Raw genomic sequence first — 17,083 nt, 5'->3', positions numbered from 1 at the left:
TGCCGGTGATCATTGTATCAAAGATCGCCCGAAAGCGCGGAGAAGGGAGGGAACGAAGATGGCGACGCGTGTGGTGGTGGGCATGTCCGGCGGCGTGGATTCGTCCGTGACGGCGCTTCTCCTCAAGCAAGCGGGCTACGACGTGATCGGCGTGTTCATGAAGAACTGGGACGAGACGGACGAGAACGGCGCCTGCACCGCGGAACAGGATTTCGAGGACGTGCGCCGGGTGTGCGAGCAGATTGGGATCCCGTATTACGGCGTCAACTTCGAGCGCGAGTACGAGGAGCGCGTATTCCAGCACTTCCTGGAGGAGTTCAAGCGCGGGCGCACGCCGAACCCGGACGTGCTCTGCAACCGAGAGATCAAGTTCAAGGAACTGCTCGCCTGCGCCCTCGACCTCGGCGCCGACTACCTCGCCACGGGGCACTACGCCCAGGTGCGCAAGGACGAGGATGGCACGGTGGCACTTTTGCGGGGGCGAGATAAGAACAAGGATCAGACCTACTTTCTGCACATGCTCACGCAGGCCCCGCTCCGGCGGGCCATGTTTCCCATCGGCCATCTGACCAAGCCGGAGGTGCGCCAGATTGCGCGCGATCACGGCCTGCACGTGGCGCAGAAGAAGGACTCGACGGGCATCTGTTTCATCGGAGAGCGCAACTTTCGCGCCTTCCTGCAGCAGTACCTGCCCGCGCAGCCGGGCCTCATCGAGGACGTGGACGGGCGCGTGCTCGGCGAGCACGACGGGCTCATGTACTACACCATCGGCCAGCGGAAGGGCCTGCGCCTGGGCGGCCTCCCTGGTCGCGATCCGGCCCCGTGGTTCGTGGTGGACAAGGACCTCGCGCGAAACGTCCTCGTGGTGGCGCAGGGTCACGATCACCCGCGCCTGTACAGCCGGGCACTCACAGCGGACACGGTGAGCTTCGTCGCGGAACGGCCACCCGCAAAGCGATTCCGCTGCACGGCGAAGTTCCGCTACCGCCAGGACGAACAGCCGGTCGAGGTCGAGATGACGGGCGAAGACACGTGCCGCGTCATCTTCGATGAGCCCCAGCGGGCCATCACGCCGGGCCAGTCGGTGGTGTTCTACGACGGCGAGGTGTGCCTCGGTGGGGGCATCATCGCGTCGCGCGAGCCGGTGGACGAGTGAGGAGTGGAGCGCTTGGAGACCAAAGATCTGGAACTGTTTCTCGCCGTGGCGCGCAACCGGTCCATCTCGCGCACGGCGGATCAACTGTACATGTCCCAATCCACCGTGACGAACCGCCTGCAGCGTCTCGAGCGCGATCTCGGCTGCCAACTGTTCACCCGCACGCCGGGCGGCGTCCAGCTGACGGAGGAGGGCAAGCGCATTTATCCGCTCGCGGAGCGCATGGTGGACCTCGAGCGCCGCATGCTCGAGCCTTCCAAGCGCGCGGTGCGGACGCTGCGCGTCATGAGTGGACGCGCCTTCGTCTCCACCGACGTGCCGAAGTGCCTCCACCAGATTCTGCAGGTGGCCGAAGTGCGCCTGCAGGTCCGAATGGGCATGTACGAGGATATGGTCGAGGCGCTCATCGGCAATCAGGTGGACTTCTGCTTTCTGGGCGAGCCCATCCACCACCCGCGCGTGCGGCTCATCGAATATCCGCCGGACGCCATCGATCTCGTCGTTCCGCGCGGTCATCGGTTTGTGCACGACCTTCCGTCCATCGGCGCGCTCGCGGAGGAGCCCTTCATTGCGTTCGCGGACACCACGGCGCCGTTTCGGCGGCGCATCGCGATGCTCCTCGCGAAGTACAACGTGTATCCAGACGTGCGCATGGAACTCGATTCCATCGATGGGATCAAAGCGATGGTGGCGCAGGGGCTTGGCATCTCGCTCCTGCCCCGGCGCACACTGCATGACGCCGAAGCCAAGGGCGTGGTGGCAATTCCCCTATCGGATCCGCAATTTTGCCGGCCCACCTTCTTGGCCTATCCGGACGCCATTGAGCACGAGGAGCTCACGAAGGCGTTCATCGCGATTGTGACGCAGCACTATGGGGGGACCCGCTGACGGGGCTCACGCGACAGAGGCCGCCCGGCCGGCGCGACAAGCGCCCCAGCCGCGCGGCCTTCTTCGACTCTGACAGACCCGACGGAGGGATGCCGGGCACTCGAGGGCGGAGATCACCGCCCAATGAGCTCTTTGGCCAACTCGTAGACGTGATCGACGGTGAAGCCGTACTCGCGCACGACGACATCGCCAGGCGCCGAGGCGCCGAAGCGGTCGATGCCGAGCACCTTGCCGTCCAGGCCGACGAACTGGTACCAGCTCATCGGATGCGCCATCTCCACCGCAAGGCGCTTGCGCAGCGCGCTCGGCAGGACGGACTCGCGATAGGATGCGTCCTGCTCCAAGAACACGTCGATGGACGGGAACGAGAGGACACGGACCTTCACGCCCACATGCGCGAGCCGCTTGCCCGCCTCGAGCACGAGCTGAACCTCGGAGCCGGAGGCCAAAAGTGCCAGGTCCGAGCCGTCCTCGTGCTGGAAGACGATGTAGCCCCCGCGATCGAAGTCACCCTTGTGCGCCTTCACTTCCGCGAGCGTCGGCACCTTCTGGCGGGTGAGCGCGAGGGCCACCGGCTTGTCGCGGTGCGTCAGCGCGTATTTCACCGCGAGCGCCGTCTCGGTGCCGTCCGCGGGGCGGAACACGCGCAGCCCGGGGATGGCGCGAAGCGACGGCAGCTGTTCGATGGGCTCGTGCGTCGGTCCGTCCTCGCCCACGGCGATGGAGTCGTGCGTGAGGACGAAGAGCGACGGCTGCTGCATGAGGGCCGCGAGGCGAACCGCCGGGCGCAGATAGTCGACGAACACGAGGAACGTGCCCGCGTAGGGGAACACGCCGCCGTGCAGACAGATGCCGTTCATCATTGCGCCCATCGCGTGCTCGCGCACGCCGTAAAACACGTTCTTGCCCGCGTAATCCGGCGCCTTGAAGTGATCCTCGTCCTTGATCATCGTGTTGTTCGACTTGGACAAGTCGGCCGATCCGCCGAGCAACGTCGGAATGTGCGGCGCAATGGCGTTGACGACCTTGCCGAACGCCTCGCGCGTGGCGATGGCCTCGTTGAACTCCGGCAGCACCTTGTCGAAGTCCACGTCGACCTTGCCCGCGAACGCCTGCTCGAAGGTTCGGGCGAGATCGGCATGCGCCTTGGCGTACGCCTGGAAGGCGTCGTTCCACGCCGCCTCCGCCTTCGCGCCCTTTTCCTTCACCTCGGCGAACAGCTTGCGCACCTCGTCCGGCACGTAGAACTCCTCTTCGTAATGCCAGCCGTACGCGGCCTTGGCGGCCTGCGCTTCTTCCTTGCCGAGCGGGCTGCCGTGCGCGCTGGCCGTCCCCTGCTTCTTCGGTGCGCCGTACCCGATGATGGTCCGCACCTCAATGAGCGTCGGCGCATTCGTGAACGATCTCGCCTTGGCGATGGCGGCCTCAATCTCCTCGAGGTTGTTGCCGTCCTCGACGCGCAGCACGTTCCACCCGTACGCCTCGTACCGCTTCTTCACGTCCTCGGTGAACGCCCAATCGGTGGGGCCGTCGAGGGAGATGCTGTTAGAGTCGTAGAGCACGATGAGGCGGTTCAGCTTCAGGTGCCCCGCGAGCGAGCTCGCCTCCGCGCTGATCCCCTCCATCAGATCCCCGTCGCCGCACAGGACGTATGTATAGTGATCGATCACGTTGTGCCCGTCGCGGTTGAACTTCGCCGCCAGGAACCGCTCCGCCATCGCCATGCCGACCGCCATCGCGATGCCCTGCCCCAACGGCCCTGTGGTCGCCTCGACGCCCGGCGTGTGCCCGTACTCCGGATGACCCGGCGTCTTGGAGCCCCACTGGCGGAACTGTTTGAGATCATCCAGCGTGACGTCGTAGCCGGACAGGTGAAGCAGCGAGTAGAGCAACATCGACCCGTGACCCGCGGACAGCACGAACCGATCGCGGTCCACCCACTTCGGATTCGCGGGATTGTGCTTCAAGAACCTCGTCCACAGCACATAAGCCATCGGCGCGGCGCCCATCGGCAGGCCCGGATGGCCGGAATTCGCCCGCTCGACGGCGTCAATCGACAGCGTGCGAATCGTGTTGACTGCCAGTTGATCGACCTCTGTGAAGGGCATCATGTCCCACTCCCACTCCATGTTTTCAGCCGACGTTCCTATGATACCACAAATTCCGCCCTTGCCCGTGGGAAATGTGGCCTCGCGGCCACCGCCTTCACCAAGTCATCCGGACAAGTTCCTCATCGCCGAGGCCCGGCGGTTTCCGGGCCTCAAGGCGCCCACAGGCACGCGACCGCGGCGGCGACAAGAACCCCTGCCGCGATGACGTCCGCCGCCCGAAGCCGGATCCGGCGCCAGTACGTCCTCGCGTCCCATCGCTCCGCCGGCGGTCCGAAGAATCCCCGCGCCTCCATGGCGATGGCGAGCCGCTCGCTCACCCGAATGGATTGCGCGAGAAGTGGAAGAGCGTATCGGACCGGGCGCAGAAGCCACCAGCCTTCCCGCCCGCGCACGCGGCGCGCCATGCGGAAGACGTCGAGATCGTGCTTGAAGCGGCCGAGAAAACCTGTGCCGGCCATGGCGCCGTACGACAGCTTGGGCGGCAGGTGAAACGACTGCGACAGGCCGACCATGAAGTCGGTGCCGTCCGTCGTGGCGACGAGCACGTACGCGAGCACCACCGTCGCGAAGGTCCGCAGCACGACGAGCAGCCCCTGCCTGAACCCGTACCCACTCAGGTCAAACCAAAGCCAGTGCACCACACGCGTACCCGGAGGCGCCGCTGCATTGGCCGCAAACGCCCACAGGTACACCGCGTAAATGAGCAAAAGGGGCGACAAGCGCTTGACGAGCTTCCACGGCGACAGCCAGCCCAACCCGAAGGCCAGCGCGCCGACGAGCGTCCAGATCCACCCCTCCTCGGCAAACGTGCGCGCGCAAAGCGCGACCGCTGCGACGCACAAAAGCGCGACGGCTTTGACGTCGGGGTGCCAGCGCCGCAGGGGAGATCTCGCCCGGCGCCCGGACGATGGCGCCTCCACAGGCGGGGCGGCCGCCTCGCGCTCGGGCGCACCCCAGACGTCTTGCACGAGACTTCCCTCCACGGGCGCCGTCTCATCCAGGCGCGCGCGCCGCAACAGCTCTCGATTTCGCAACAACGCCTCCGGAGGTCCGTCGTACAACACGCCCCCGTCCGCCAGCACCATCACCCGGTCCGCGTGAGCCGCGACGAGATCCAGGTCGTGCGTCACGGCGATCACGGCCTTGCCCGCCTCGCAAAGCGCATCGAGCCTGTCGAGGATCATCCGCTCCGACGCCTCGTCCTGGCCGTAGGTCGGCTCGTCGACGAGCCAGACGTCCGCGCCTTGGCGCATCATGACGGCCATGGCGAGGCGCCGCTTCTGCCCCTGGCTGATGCCAAACGGCGACTGATGGGCGCAGCCCGCAAGCCCAAACGCCTGAAGCTCCCGCTCCACCTCGTCCGGCACCTCATCCCCGAGCACCCGCCCGGCTATCTCGTCCGCCACGCGCTCGTACAGAAACTGATACTCCGGGTTCTGAAACGCGTAGGCGATGCGGCCGTAGCGGGCCTTCGCCGACATCCGGTGAATCAGCTCGCCGCGGTAGCGCACCTCGCCCGCGGTGGGCCGCCTGAGCCCCGCGAGCACCTCAAGCAGCGACGACTTGCCGGCGCCGTTCGGTCCAAGGACCGCGAGCCACTCGCCGGGCCGGACCGCCAGGTGGACGTCCCGCCACACGTCGCGCTCGCCATAGCGGAGGGCGAGGTCGCGCGCTTCGAGCACAGGCGCTTCGTCCGCGCGCACCGTCGCCGCGCGGCGCCTTTGCCTCCGACCCCGCCGCGGCGCCTCCTCCGGTCGATACATGGCCCTCACGCGGCCGCCCGGCGCAAGCTCCACCACCGCGTCCGCCACATCGAGGAGCGGCTCGTACCGATGCTCGATGACCATCACCGTCTTCCCCGCCTCCTTCAAGCGGCGGATGACGTCGTGGACGTGGCGCCGCGAGTCGGGATCCAGATTCGCGGTCGGCTCGTCGAGGATGACGAGATCGGCGTCCATGGCGAGCGCGGATGCGACGGCGAGCTTTTGCTTCATGCCGCCCGAAAAGACGCTGTGGCGCGCGTCGAGCCCCACATCGAGTCCCACGACCGCCAAGGCGCTCCGCATGCGGGGCGGCATCGCGTCGCGCGAAACCCGCAGGTTCTCGAGGCCGAACGCGATCTCGTCGTCCACCCGGTGCATGCAGAACTGGAGTTCCGGATCCTGAAACACGTAGCCGATCTTGCCTGGCGCCTCGAGCTCGGGCGCCAGCCGAATTTCGCCCTCCACCCTCGCATCGATGGAGCGCGGCAGGATGCCCGCGATGGCCATGGCGAGTGTGCTCTTGCCGCAGCCGCTCGGGCCGATGAGAAGCAGGCATTCGCCCTTCGAGAGGGAGAACGACACGCCCGCGAGCGTGGGCTCTGCCGCCTCCTCGTACGTCACGGTCAGGTTGCGCACCTCAAGGGCCACGGCCCGCTCGACCCCTGCAGCCGCGGTGGTCATGCCGACTTCACCGACCGCTTCGCGATCTCGTAATTCCGCAGCGCGCCAGTGCGAGCGAGCGCATCGGCGAGCGCCTTCGGCAACAGGCCGCCGAGCACCGCGCCGCTCACAAGCGAGATGAGGACAAACGCGATCTGGGTGCCGAGGTGCAGCTTGTCGCCACCATATTGGAAGTACCATTGGAACATGAAGGCCGCAGACGCCAGCACGCCGGACAACGTGCAGGTGCCCGTGTTCCACACGCGATAACCGAAGATCAGGAAGGCGATTTCCGAACCGATGCCCTGAATGAGGCCCGAGATCATGTTGGCGAGCCCCCACTGTTCGCCGAGCAAAAGCTCGACGGCGGCCGCCACCAGCTCCGCGATGAGCGCCGCGCCCGGACGCCGCACGATGTACGGAACCATCACGCCGGCGATCATCCAGAGCCCCGTCATTACGCCCTGAAGCGCGTACGCGGTCGCAGGAATGAGCGCGTACAGCACGTCCCAGACGCGGTAAATGCCTCCGCAGACAATGGCCAACACGACCATTAAGATGACTTCGCGCAACTTCCACCTCGACATCGTATTCCGCTCCCCTTTCGTGGAACAGGCCCTGGGAGCGCCGCACGCCACAACGAAAACGCCCTTTTCACCACACAGGGAAAAGGGCGCACATGGACGATGACGGGCACTTCCTCACGCTGGTATTACCCAGATCGAGTCCACAGGGTTGGCGGATGTCCGCCTCTCAGCCTTCCGGCACCCCTAGGCCCTTCTCACGATGAAATTGTTCGACTTCAGTGTATCATCGCGGCGCGGAAGGCACAAGCCACACCCCTCAGAACCGCTCTCGGATGAGCATGGCAGCGTTCAAAATGAGAAGCACGTTGGCCATGATCCAGAAGCCCAAGGCGAAGCCGCCCCAAAACCCGTATCCCAGGTGAAGATATCGGCCGTTCACGAGAAACATCGAATTGATGGACATCGTCAGGGCCAGGATGGCGAGCCGCTGCCGCTTGGACAGGCGCTTGCGACAGGGCGTGCGCAGAAATGCGAACCACGAGCGCATGTGGCTCCCCCCTTACGGCCTCACGGGAATGAAGTTGCGCCGCAGCGTTCAGAATCTTACGATGAATGGTAACATCAGGTTCGTTTCGCGTCAAGCTAGCGGCAGACCGTGCGTTTCAAGTTGTCGGTGCCCAAAACCGTCGGCACGCGCAGCGAGCGAAGGAGAAGAGCGAAAGCTAAGGGGATGCACACATATCAAGGGCCCAGCATGGTAACAAACTCAGCCGGGCTCCGCACAGGGTATCGGTCACGGACGACCAATACGCTTCGTCGCCCGAAACGAGCCAATTCGCTTTGCCGGCGATGCACGTGGCAAGAACATGCACGTCCATGCCGTCACGCAGGCTGTCTCTGAGCTCTACGCATGAGCCTTCGTCCACAGCGATGACATCCGCATAGTATCGAAACAGCGACACGAAGCGGCGTATTTCGTCCGGGCACCATTGCAGACGTCGTTGGATCTTTGGGTAACTGAGTACTCGTTCAAGTTCGTCCAGCATGGACTCAGATACCACGAGCGTATATTGGGCAGACCGCCACGCTTGCACGATACGCCCTGATACACGGTTAGGGAGCAGGAGTCCCGAGATCAAGACGTTCGTGTCCAGAACCACCCTCATGATTGCTTCGACGCCTTGATAGCTTCTTGAATCTCATCTTCTGCAACGGCTGTGTCAACATCCGCGTAGACGTGGGCGAGCTCGTCGGTCATTCGGCGAAATTCGTCCTCCATCATGCGAATTTTTTCAAATCGTTCGATGTCTACCAAAGCTCCAACTGGCTTGCCCGCTTTTGTAATGACAATGGCGTTATGCCGATCGTGCACCTCGTTCAGCAGGTCACCGAACCGCTTACGCATCTCCATAGCGGACACTTCGCGAACCATCGATGTCACCTCAATTCATAGAAGTGACCTCATTCTATTATACGCTGCATTCGGCACGGTGTATTGGTGTACGACGCACAACGCTCCGAAAGATGGGCAAGGACATAAGTGCAGGCGCGTTTCGGGGTCAAACGTGTGTATAGACAGGTTTCTCATCGTGGACAGTCACCACCTGTTCTGCAGCCCACTGATACGTTCCCGCTCATTTCGGTCATGTTCCTCCGCCAGCCTCTCGTCCCAAGCTTCGAGTACCAGTGTGATCCCCTCGCCCCAAAACCGGTCGGGGCCCTCGAAATCTGTTCCTCGAGCGCCGCAGCGTTCAGAATCTTATGATGAATGGTAACATCAGGTTCGTTTAGCCTCAAGTTAGCGGCGCATGGGAAACGTTGGAGGGGAGCGATGAGCGATGGTGGAAGGCATCGTGAAAGAATGGCGGGACGAGGAAGGCTTCGGCTGGATTCGCGCGGAGGACGGTGAAGACGTCTGGGTGCACTTCAGCGCCATTCTCCCCCATCCCGACCGATTTCCCCGCGGATACCGGTTTTTGCGCAAGGGCCAACTCGTCGAATTCGATCTCGTCACAAACCCTCATTCCGCGGAGCAGCGGCGAAGCGCGAGGAACGTCGTGGTGAAGGATGCTCTGTGCCCAGCACCACCTCCATCGCGACGTGCTCAGGATGGCATAAGCCCGCCGCCTCGCCCCTATCCCCAGCGATTCGCTGCTCGCGCACGGGGGTTGGACGGCCGCGGGCCGGGCACGCCGACGTGATCGCGCCTCCATGGCGCAGCCTCCAGACGCGCCAGCGGGGGCTTCCCCAAACCCTCGAGTGAACCTGCTTAACGCTTTGCGAAGAGGGCGCTCGCGAAGCCGCCGAGCGCCCTCGCGGAAGCGCGGCTCGCATCGCACCCGGATGGCCGACACCCTCGCCCTAGGCGCGCAACGCCCGCCGCAAATTCGCCATCTCGATGGCCCCGAGCGCGGCCTCCGCGCCTTTGTTGCCGGCCTTGGTGCCGGCGCGCTCAATGGCCTGCTCGAGGGTATCCGTGGTCAACACGCCAAACATCACAGGAACGCCCGTGTCGCGGCTGACCTGCGCAATCCCCCTCGCCGCCTCGCCCGCGACGTAGTCGAAGTGCGCGGTGGCGCCGCGGATCACGCAGCCCAGCGCCACCACCGCGTCGTAGCGACCGGACTCGGCCATCCACCGGGCCACCACCGGAATCTCGTACGCGCCGGGCGCCCAGGCGAGCTCCACGTGTTCCTCGGGCACGCCGTGGCGCCTGAGCGCGTCCAAGGCGCCCTCCACCAGTTTGCTCGTGATAAACTCGTTGAACCGAGACGCCACAATGCCAATGCGCAAATCCTGTCCGATGAAGTTCCCCTCATACACGCGCACGTGTCATGCTCCTCTCTCAAACGGGCATCCCGCTCTTCTCACAGGTTCAGCAGATGCCCCAGCTTGTCCCGCTTCGTGCGCAGATACGCCTCGTTGTACGGATTCCGATCCACCTCGAGCGGCACGCGCTCCACGACTTCGAGACCGTGCCCCGCGATGCCCTTGATCTTGCGCACGTTGTTCGTCAAAAGGCGCATCTTGCGGATGCCGAGATCGCGCAAAATCTGCGCCCCGATGCCGTAGTCGCGCAGATCGTCGGCGAAGCCGAGCCGGTGGTTGGCCTCCACCGTGTCCAGGCCCTGATCCTGCAGCGCATACGCCCGAATCTTGTTCAAGAGGCCAATGCCGCGCCCTTCCTGGCGCAGATACAACAAGACGCCCTTTCCTTCGCGCGCAATCTGGCGCAGCGCGGCGTGAAGCTGAGGCCCGCAGTCGCAGCGCAACGATCCGAACGCGTCGCCCGTGAGGCACTCGGAGTGCACGCGCACGAGCGTCGGCTCGCCGTCGGAGACATCGCCCATGACGAGCGCGATGTGCTCCTTGTCGTCAATCTCGCTCTCATAGACCACGGCCCGAAAGTGTCCATACGCCGTGGGCAGCTCGGCCTCGGCCGCCCGGCGCACGAGCTTTTCGGTTCGCTTGCGGTACGCAATGAGATCCGCGATGGTGATGAGCTTCAGGCCGAATCGATCCGCCACCTGCTCGAGCTGCGGCAGGCGCGCCATGGTGCCGTCCTCGTTCAGAATCTCGCAGATGACGCCGACCTCAGGCTCCCCGCAGAGGCGGGCGAGATCGACCGCCGCCTCGGTGTGGCCCGCACGGCGGAGCACGCCGCCGGGCTTAGCCACGAGCGGAAACACGTGGCCCGGCTTGCGGAAATCGTCCGGGCCCGTCTCCTCCGACACGATGGCCGCGATGGTCTCGGCCCGCTCGAACGCCGAGATGCCGGTGTGCGTGGTGGCGAGATCGACCGACACCGTGAAGGCGGTGCCGTAGTTGTCCGTGTTGCGCTCGTACATCGCCTCGAGGCCGAGCCGCTTGGCGCGCGCTTCGGTGATGGGTACGCACAAAAGCCCCCGGCCGTGCGTGATCATGAAATTCACCACGTCCGGCGTGGCGCGGCTGCCGAGCGCGACGAAATCCCCCTCGTTCTCGCGGTCCTCATCGTCCACGACGATCACGACGCGGCCCTGGCGCAAATCTTCAAGCGCCTCTTCGATGGTGTTCATGCTCCATGCCCCCTCTTATCGCAAAAACCCGTGCCGCGCCAAAAACGCCGCGTCGATGCCGCCCGACGCGCCCGCGTCGCCGCGGTACGTCAAGAGCCGCTCGACGTACTTGGCGATCACGTCGCACTCGATGTTGACGGTCTCACCCGCGCGGATCTCGCCAAACCGCGTGACCGCCTGGGTGTGCGGAATGATGGACACGGAGAACCTGTCTTTCTCCGCGCGCATGATGGTGAGGCTGACGCCGTCGACGGCCACGGATCCCTTGTCCACCATGTAGCGCGCGAGGGCTGGATCGACGCGGATGACGAGGACGCGCGCCTCCCCGTCCGGATACACGTCCGCCACGTGGCCAATGCCGTCGATGTGCCCCGTCACGATATGGCCCCCAAACCGCCCATCGGCGCGCATGGCGCGCTCGACGTGCGCGCGGCCGCCCGGCTGAAGTCCCCCGAGGTTGGTGCGTCGCAGCGTCTCGGGGACCGCCGTGGCTGTGAACAAGCCGCCGCCCACCGTCTCCACCGTGAGGCAGACTCCGTTCACAGCGACGCTGTCCCCGACGCGCAGGTCGTCCATGAGAAATGGCGCCTCCAACGTAAAGGTGGCCCCGCCGGTGTGGCGAGATACCGCCGCGAGGCGCGCGGTTCCTTCCACAAGTCCGGTGAACATGCTCACACCTCCTCACGATAGTGAACTCGCCCGGTGACGACGAGATCGTCACCCACCCAGTCGCTCCTCACGCCGTGAAGTTCAACGGCCTCCGCCATCCCCTGCGTGAACGCGCCCGCGAATGCGGGCAGCCCGCCCGCGAGGAGCTTGGGCGCCAGATACACGCGTATCTCGTCGATGAGTCGGCTCTTTAGGAGCGCCGACGCGAGCGTGGGCCCCCCCTCCACGAGAAGGGCGTTGGCCCCCTCCGCCGCGATGGCCGAAAGCGCCGCGTGCAGATCCAGGTGGCCGTCCCGCTCGGCCACAGGCGCGATGCGCACGTCGCCCTGCTCAGCGAGGCGCCTCGCGGCCGGAGCGGAGGCCATGCGCTCCGACGTGAGAAGAAGCGTGCGCCCGGGCGCCGCCAACAGGCGCGCGGTCGGCGGCGTGCGAAGCCGCGTGTCGAACACGACGCGAAGCGGCTGGCGATCTCGCCTTGTTCCCGCGGCGAGATCGCGGGCGGTCAACTCGGGATCGTCCGTAAGGACTGTGCCGACGCCGACGCCGATGGCCGGGATGATCTGCCGCAGCCAATGCACGTCCTCGCGCGCCGCGAGGCCGGTCACGTACTGGCTGTGCCCGCTCGATGCGGCCACATGGCCGCTCAGGGTCATGGCCACCTTGTACACCACGTACGGGCGTCCGGTCGTGACGCGGTGGAAGAAGTGGCGGTTCAGTTCGCGCGCCTCCGCTTCGAGGACGCCCACCGTCACCTCGATCCCGGCCTCCTGCAGCCGCTTCACGCCGAGCCCGGCCGTGCGCGGATCCACGTCCAACGCGGCCACCACCACGCGCCGAACGCCTGTGGCGAGGATGGCGTCCGTGCAGGGCGGCGTTCTGCCGTGGTGATTGCACGGCTCGAGCGTGACGTAGAGCGTCGCGCCTTGCGCGGCATCCCCCGCCATGCGCAGCGCATGCACCTCGGCGTGCGGCGTGCCCGCCATCAGGTGCGCGCCTTGGCCCACCACCCGTCCGCCGTTCACGACGATGGCGCCGACCATCGGGTTTGGGGAGGTCTGGCCTTCGCCCAGGCGCGCCACCTCGAGCGCCATGCGCATGTACCGCTCGTCTTCGGTCATCGGCCATCCCCCATTTCCGCCCATGAAAAAAGCCCCTGGCAATCAGGGGCGAATGGGCAAAAGAGTCTCGGCAAGCTGCGAAAGCGCACGACGTGCGCCAACGCGCCGCCATCCTTCTTTCATCCGGACTATACCGTCGGTACTGGAATCTCACCAGTTCGTGCCTTGCGGCTCGTGGACTGACCGAGTCGTGCGCTCGGATCACCACCGATCGGGAATTGGCCGTTTGGCCTCACCCTGCCCCGAAGGATTGCGCGTTGTGTTCCGGATTCAGTTGTTGTCTTCCATCATGGACGATTCGCGGCCGGATCGCAAGTCCCGGCGCCGCTGCAGATAGGCGAGCGCGTACACGAGCGCGATGGCGACGAGGACCGCCGTCCGGATGAGATCGCCAGGCGCCTGTTCGACGAGCGACAGCCCCACGCCGCAGAGCGCGATGAGAGGCGGAAGCGGCCAGAGCGGCATGCGAAACGGCGCTTCGGCCCATCAGCGGCGCAGGCGGTGCACGATGGCCGACACCGCCACGAGCAGGTAGATGGTCACGATGATCACGCCGGTGAAGGTGATCAGGTTGTTCAGCGACGTGAAGTAACACAAAATCGCGTTGCCCGCGCCGAGCAGCACAAATCCCCATTTCGGCACGCCGCGCCGATTCATGCTCGCGAAGAATCGGTTAACCGGCCCCGGCCAACTCCCGTCACGCGCGGCATCCAGATAGATGCGCGCGTAGGCCAAATTGCCCGTGAGCCCGGTGTCAAACATGGCGATCACGACGCCGACAAGCAATACGGTCGCTCCGGCCTGGCCCGCGGCCGACTGCGCGATGGACACAAGCGGCAGGTAGGACGACGGGATGGCGGTGAACGACGCGTGCGGCACGGCGAGCGTGGCTGCCCTTACGGCGAGAACCTCCACCACCACGCTGATGATGGCAGCCAAGAGGACGGCGCGGGGCAGGACGCGCCGAGTCTCGACGGTCTCTTCGGCGAAATAGAGGGGCCAGTCGTAGCCGTTGAACGCAAACAGCGCCGGCACCACCGCGGCCAGGAGGTCCTGCCAGCCGACGGTCTGCGGGGCGTGATCGACCCGGATGGGATACGTGAGGTGCCCGAGGTACGCGAGCGGATGCTGCGCGTGCGCAAACGCCAGCGCCGTGAACGCGAGGATGACCACGAGCTCCAGCACGAGCATCGCCGTCGCCACGGCGCTCGTCGCGCCGATCTGCTCCAGCGAAAGCCAGGTGACGATGGCCATCATGGCGACCGCCGTCCAGTTGACAGGGAGCGCCGGGATGAGCGACTGCAGGTACGAGGCGGCGGACACGAGGATGCTGGCGGTGATCACGACGCCGAGCACGAGAAAGAGAAAGACGGCGATGAAGCCAAACGGCTCGCCCAGCACGCGCTGCACGATGCGGTACGCGCCGCCCGCATCGGGATACGCGGACCCGAGTTCCGCGTAGCAAAACGCCATGGACAGCGCGATGCAGGCGCCGATGAGAAAGGCCCAGAACACGCCCGTGCCCGCCTGAAACAAGGCTGTGTTGTACACGAGAAACACGGACGTGGTGGGCGAAATGGCGGCCACGGCGATGGCGAGCACCTGGTGCAGCCCGAGCGAACGGCGAAATCCTTGACCTTCCGAACGCTGCACGACATCTCCTCCCCAGAAGCGGCGGTCAAACACACGACGCTCTTCACCGGATTCGTAGTTCGAGTATACCGAATCCCCGGACGATCTTGCGGGATTTTGCGTTGAACGAAAGGGAAGTGTATAACTCTTTGTGAGTGGCATGCGTTTGATCCTGGGCACACGAGGAGGCGATGCCTGTGGCAATGATGAAAGCGGTGGGCCTGTATCGATACCTGCCCATCTCGGATCCGGAGAGCCTGCTGGACCTGGAGGTGGAGCGCCCCCGTCCGCAAGGCCGAGATCTGTTGGTGCAGATCCAGGCCGTGTCCGTCAATCCCGTCGATACGAAGATCCGCGCGCCGAAAGACAGGGTGGAGTCCACGCCGAAAATCCTCGGCTTTGATGCCGCCGGGATTGTCGTCGAAACGGGGCCGGACTGCCAGTGGTACAAGCCGGGCGACGAAGTGTTTTACGCCGGCAGCAACGTGCGGCAAGGCACGAACGCGGAATACCATCTGGTGGACGAACGCATCGTGGGCCGCAAGCCGAAGGCGCTCAGCTTTGCCGAAGCCGCCGCACTGCCGCTCACGAGCCTGACGGCGTGGGAAGCGCTGGAGGATCGGCTCGGTTTCTCGCTCGAGCCGGGTGCGAATCGCGGCACGCCGCTGCTCATCATCGGCGCGGCTGGCGGCGTGGGCTCCGTCGCGACCCAGTTGGCCAAGCGCGCCGGGTTCACGGTCATCGGCACGGCGTCCAGGCCGGAGACCAAGGCATGGGCCTTGCAGCACGGCGCGGACCACATCATCGATCACACGCGCCCCTTCCGGCCGCAGCTCGAAGCGCTCGGCTTCCACGACGTTGACGCCATCCTGTGCCTCAACGCCACCGACAAGCACTGGGAGCAGATGGCGGACGTCATTGCGCCGCAGGGCAAAATCTGCTCCATCGTGGAGACGAGCACCCTGCTCAATCTGGAACTGCTGTTTGGCAAGAGCGTGACGTTCGCGTGGGAACTGATGTTTACGCGGCCGCGGTACCAGACGGCGGACATGGCCAGGCAGCGCGACATCCTGAATCGAGTGGCCGATCTCGTCGACGCAGGCGAGATTCAAAGCACCATGACGGAACACCTGTCGCCCATCAACGCCGAGAATCTGCGGAAGGCGCATGCGAAGCTCGAGTCCGGCAGGACCATCGGCAAAATTGTGCTCTCGGGATTCTGAAGGAGGCACAGGGAGCGAGCGGCTTTGCGCTCGCTCCCTTTCACGGCGCGGAAGGCGGGTCTGCTGCGGCGGATGAGATGGATGGTTGCCCCCGGTGCTGTCCGAGGAAGAGCGCCAGGAGGATCATCGCGCCGCCGGCATAAAACAGTACGGACGGCCGTTCCCCGGTGACGACAATCGAAATCAGGACGCCAAACACGGGCTGCAGATACAGCGTGATGGCCGCGCTCGCCACGTCGTGATCCTGCAAGACGAAAATCCATATCAAATAGGCCGCGGCCGTCGCGAAAAACGCGAGAAATACGAGACTCCAGAGGCTCGCCGGCGTGACGTGACGCGGCCAGGCGTGCCCCGTCCACGCGTACACCGGTAGGCAGCCGATGCCTGCAGCCAAGAGCATGATGGACGTCGCGCTCGCCGCGGAGACGTCGGCCGTCAGCCTCCCCGAAATGGCGTTGTAGATGGCGTAACAGGCGACGGCGCCGAGCATGAGGAGATCGCCCAGAAGGTAGCCCGCAAACCCGGGCCTTGGGCAACCCGCGACCACCCACGCCCCTGTCGCCGCCAAAATCATGGCGAACCATCTGCGCGGTCCAAGCGGCGTCCGAAACGCGACGGCCGAGACCACGAGCGTCAGAAGTGGCTCGAGCGCAATCGACACCGCGCCGAGCGCCGGCGACGACGCGCGAATGCCCTCCGTCTCCATGGTCACCGGGAGCGTGAAGCCGAGAAGGCCGAGCAGGGAGATGCGAAGCACCTTCTTCCACGTCCAGACCCCGAGGCGCACGTCGCGCATTACAAAGGGCACGAGGACCAGTCCGCCAATGATCATGCGCGCCATCACGATGAGCGGCGGCGAGAAACTCTCGGCGGCAAGCCCCGTCGCCGTGAAGCTCGCGGACCAAATCAGATTGGCGAAGATGAGCAGTGAGAACAATCCCCATTTCGGAATACGCAACGAGCCGGCCCCCTCCGTAGCTAATCTACGCCGAGCGACCGGCTCAACTCAAGCCCCCAAGTCTTCCGAATCTCACACCTACCGGAACATCGTGGGCCCCTTGCGCGCGCGTGGCAGGGATGGCCCCCGCCGCTCGAGCACGAGGTAGTGATCCGTGACAAACGTCAGTCGATAGCCGTGCCGCTCCAGCTTGCGAATCACATCCCCGACCGTCATCCCGAGGTAATCGGCAATGACGACGTTTTCGTCCGAGCTGCTCCCCGCGTTCACGACGATCTCGGCGCTGCCCGTGACCAGCGGATGTAGGATGACCACCATCT

17 protein-coding genes, 3 pseudogenes and 2 riboswitches are annotated in these 17,083 nt (G+C 65.1%); of the genes and pseudogenes, 4 read left to right on the top strand and 16 right to left on the bottom strand.

Features of this window, described 5'->3' with window-relative positions:
* Positions 1–58 precede the first annotated feature (58 nt).
* Positions 59–1,156: a tRNA 2-thiouridine(34) synthase MnmA gene (gene mnmA / locus AACI_RS04735; protein WP_012810340.1), complete on the top strand. Its 1,098-nt coding sequence runs from the start codon at positions 59–61 to the stop codon at positions 1,154–1,156.
* Between the two features lie 12 nt (positions 1,157–1,168).
* Positions 1,169–2,044 (top strand): LysR family transcriptional regulator, encoded by an 876-nt coding sequence (locus AACI_RS04730; RefSeq protein WP_012810339.1) that lies wholly within the window; start codon positions 1,169–1,171, stop codon positions 2,042–2,044.
* A 113-nt stretch (positions 2,045–2,157) separates the two neighbouring features.
* Here the strand turns inward: AACI_RS04730 and tkt are convergent, their stop codons facing one another.
* From tkt to AACI_RS04700, 8 genes and pseudogenes are all read right to left on the bottom strand, one after another.
* Positions 2,158–4,155, bottom strand: a complete 1,998-nt coding sequence (gene tkt, locus AACI_RS04725) for a transketolase (RefSeq protein ID WP_012810338.1) — start codon at positions 4,153–4,155, stop codon at positions 2,158–2,160.
* Positions 4,156–4,304: 149 nt separating this feature from the next.
* Positions 4,305–5,033: pseudogene (locus AACI_RS17365) on the bottom strand (energy-coupling factor transporter transmembrane component T family protein); the annotation flags it as partial.
* A gap of 345 nt (positions 5,034–5,378) precedes the next feature.
* A pseudogene (locus AACI_RS17360) lies at positions 5,379–5,774 on the bottom strand (ABC transporter ATP-binding protein); the annotation flags it as partial.
* Between the two features lie 312 nt (positions 5,775–6,086).
* Positions 6,087–6,599 (bottom strand): annotated as a pseudogene (locus tag AACI_RS17355) (ABC transporter ATP-binding protein); the annotation flags it as partial.
* Entirely contained in the window at positions 6,596–7,165 is a 570-nt protein-coding gene (locus tag AACI_RS04715; RefSeq protein ID WP_012810336.1) for an ECF transporter S component, read from the bottom strand. The gene AACI_RS04715 and the pseudogene AACI_RS17355, both read right to left, overlap by 4 nt.
* A 94-nt stretch (positions 7,166–7,259) precedes the next feature.
* Positions 7,260–7,360: riboswitch (TPP riboswitch) on the bottom strand.
* A gap of 61 nt (positions 7,361–7,421) precedes the next feature.
* Positions 7,422–7,652, bottom strand: coding sequence for a hypothetical protein (locus AACI_RS04710; RefSeq protein ID WP_012810335.1), 231 nt, complete (start codon positions 7,650–7,652; stop codon positions 7,422–7,424).
* Positions 7,653–7,827: 175 nt separating this feature from the next.
* Positions 7,828–8,271, bottom strand: a complete 444-nt coding sequence (locus AACI_RS17235; RefSeq protein ID WP_012810334.1) for a putative toxin-antitoxin system toxin component, PIN family — start codon at positions 8,269–8,271, stop codon at positions 7,828–7,830.
* Positions 8,268–8,537, bottom strand: a complete 270-nt coding sequence (locus AACI_RS04700; RefSeq protein ID WP_012810333.1) for a type II toxin-antitoxin system Phd/YefM family antitoxin — start codon at positions 8,535–8,537, stop codon at positions 8,268–8,270. The genes AACI_RS17235 and AACI_RS04700 overlap by 4 nt, the downstream gene beginning before the upstream one ends.
* Positions 8,538–8,943: 406 nt before the next feature.
* Between AACI_RS04700 and AACI_RS17230 the strand changes: the two genes are divergently transcribed.
* Entirely contained in the window at positions 8,944–9,306 is a 363-nt protein-coding gene (locus tag AACI_RS17230) for a cold-shock protein (protein ID WP_012810332.1), read from the top strand.
* A 160-nt stretch (positions 9,307–9,466) separates the two neighbouring features.
* Here AACI_RS17230 and ribH read toward each other — a convergent pair whose 3' ends face one another.
* The 6 genes from ribH to AACI_RS04670 form a co-directional block, all read right to left on the bottom strand.
* Positions 9,467–9,934, bottom strand: a complete 468-nt coding sequence (gene ribH / locus AACI_RS04690; protein WP_012810331.1) for a 6,7-dimethyl-8-ribityllumazine synthase — start codon at positions 9,932–9,934, stop codon at positions 9,467–9,469.
* Positions 9,935–9,972: 38 nt separating this feature from the next.
* Positions 9,973–11,163 carry a bifunctional 3,4-dihydroxy-2-butanone-4-phosphate synthase/GTP cyclohydrolase II gene (locus AACI_RS04685; RefSeq protein WP_012810330.1) on the bottom strand — a complete coding sequence of 397 codons (1,191 nt, stop codon included), beginning with the start codon at positions 11,161–11,163 and terminating at the stop codon, positions 9,973–9,975.
* A 15-nt stretch (positions 11,164–11,178) separates the two neighbouring features.
* Positions 11,179–11,832 (bottom strand): riboflavin synthase, encoded by a 654-nt coding sequence (locus tag AACI_RS04680; protein ID WP_012810329.1) that lies wholly within the window; start codon positions 11,830–11,832, stop codon positions 11,179–11,181.
* 2 nt (positions 11,833–11,834) lie between these two features.
* Complete coding sequence (gene ribD / locus AACI_RS04675; protein ID WP_012810328.1) at positions 11,835–12,950, bottom strand: bifunctional diaminohydroxyphosphoribosylaminopyrimidine deaminase/5-amino-6-(5-phosphoribosylamino)uracil reductase RibD; 1,116 nt, start codon at positions 12,948–12,950, stop codon at positions 11,835–11,837.
* A gap of 107 nt (positions 12,951–13,057) precedes the next feature.
* Positions 13,058–13,204, bottom strand: a riboswitch (FMN riboswitch).
* Between the two features lie 16 nt (positions 13,205–13,220).
* Entirely contained in the window at positions 13,221–13,415 is a 195-nt protein-coding gene (locus AACI_RS16890; protein ID WP_012810327.1) for a hypothetical protein, read from the bottom strand.
* Positions 13,416–13,436: 21 nt separating this feature from the next.
* A complete protein-coding gene (locus AACI_RS04670; RefSeq protein WP_012810326.1) occupies positions 13,437–14,603 on the bottom strand; it encodes an APC family permease in 1,167 nt (388 codons plus the stop codon).
* Positions 14,604–14,773: 170 nt separating this feature from the next.
* On the opposite strand from AACI_RS04670, the gene AACI_RS04665 reads away from it, so the two are divergent.
* Complete coding sequence (locus AACI_RS04665; RefSeq protein WP_041707333.1) at positions 14,774–15,805, top strand: zinc-binding alcohol dehydrogenase family protein; 1,032 nt, start codon at positions 14,774–14,776, stop codon at positions 15,803–15,805.
* A 40-nt stretch (positions 15,806–15,845) separates the two neighbouring features.
* Here AACI_RS04665 and AACI_RS04660 read toward each other — a convergent pair whose 3' ends face one another.
* Positions 15,846–16,763 carry a DMT family transporter gene (locus AACI_RS04660; protein ID WP_012810324.1) on the bottom strand — a complete coding sequence of 306 codons (918 nt, stop codon included), beginning with the start codon at positions 16,761–16,763 and terminating at the stop codon, positions 15,846–15,848.
* Positions 16,764–16,841: 78 nt separating this feature from the next.
* Positions 16,842–17,081: a hypothetical protein gene (locus AACI_RS04655; protein ID WP_012810323.1), complete on the bottom strand. Its 240-nt coding sequence runs from the start codon at positions 17,079–17,081 to the stop codon at positions 16,842–16,844.
* Between the last annotated feature and the right edge of the window lie 2 nt (positions 17,082–17,083).

It is taken from the genome of Alicyclobacillus acidocaldarius subsp. acidocaldarius DSM 446, assembly GCF_000024285.1.
Taxonomy (GTDB): domain Bacteria; phylum Bacillota; class Bacilli; order Alicyclobacillales; family Alicyclobacillaceae; genus Alicyclobacillus; species Alicyclobacillus acidocaldarius.
Note: the sequence above shows the minus strand (reverse complement) of the source record. Positions and strands in the feature narration are given on the sequence as shown.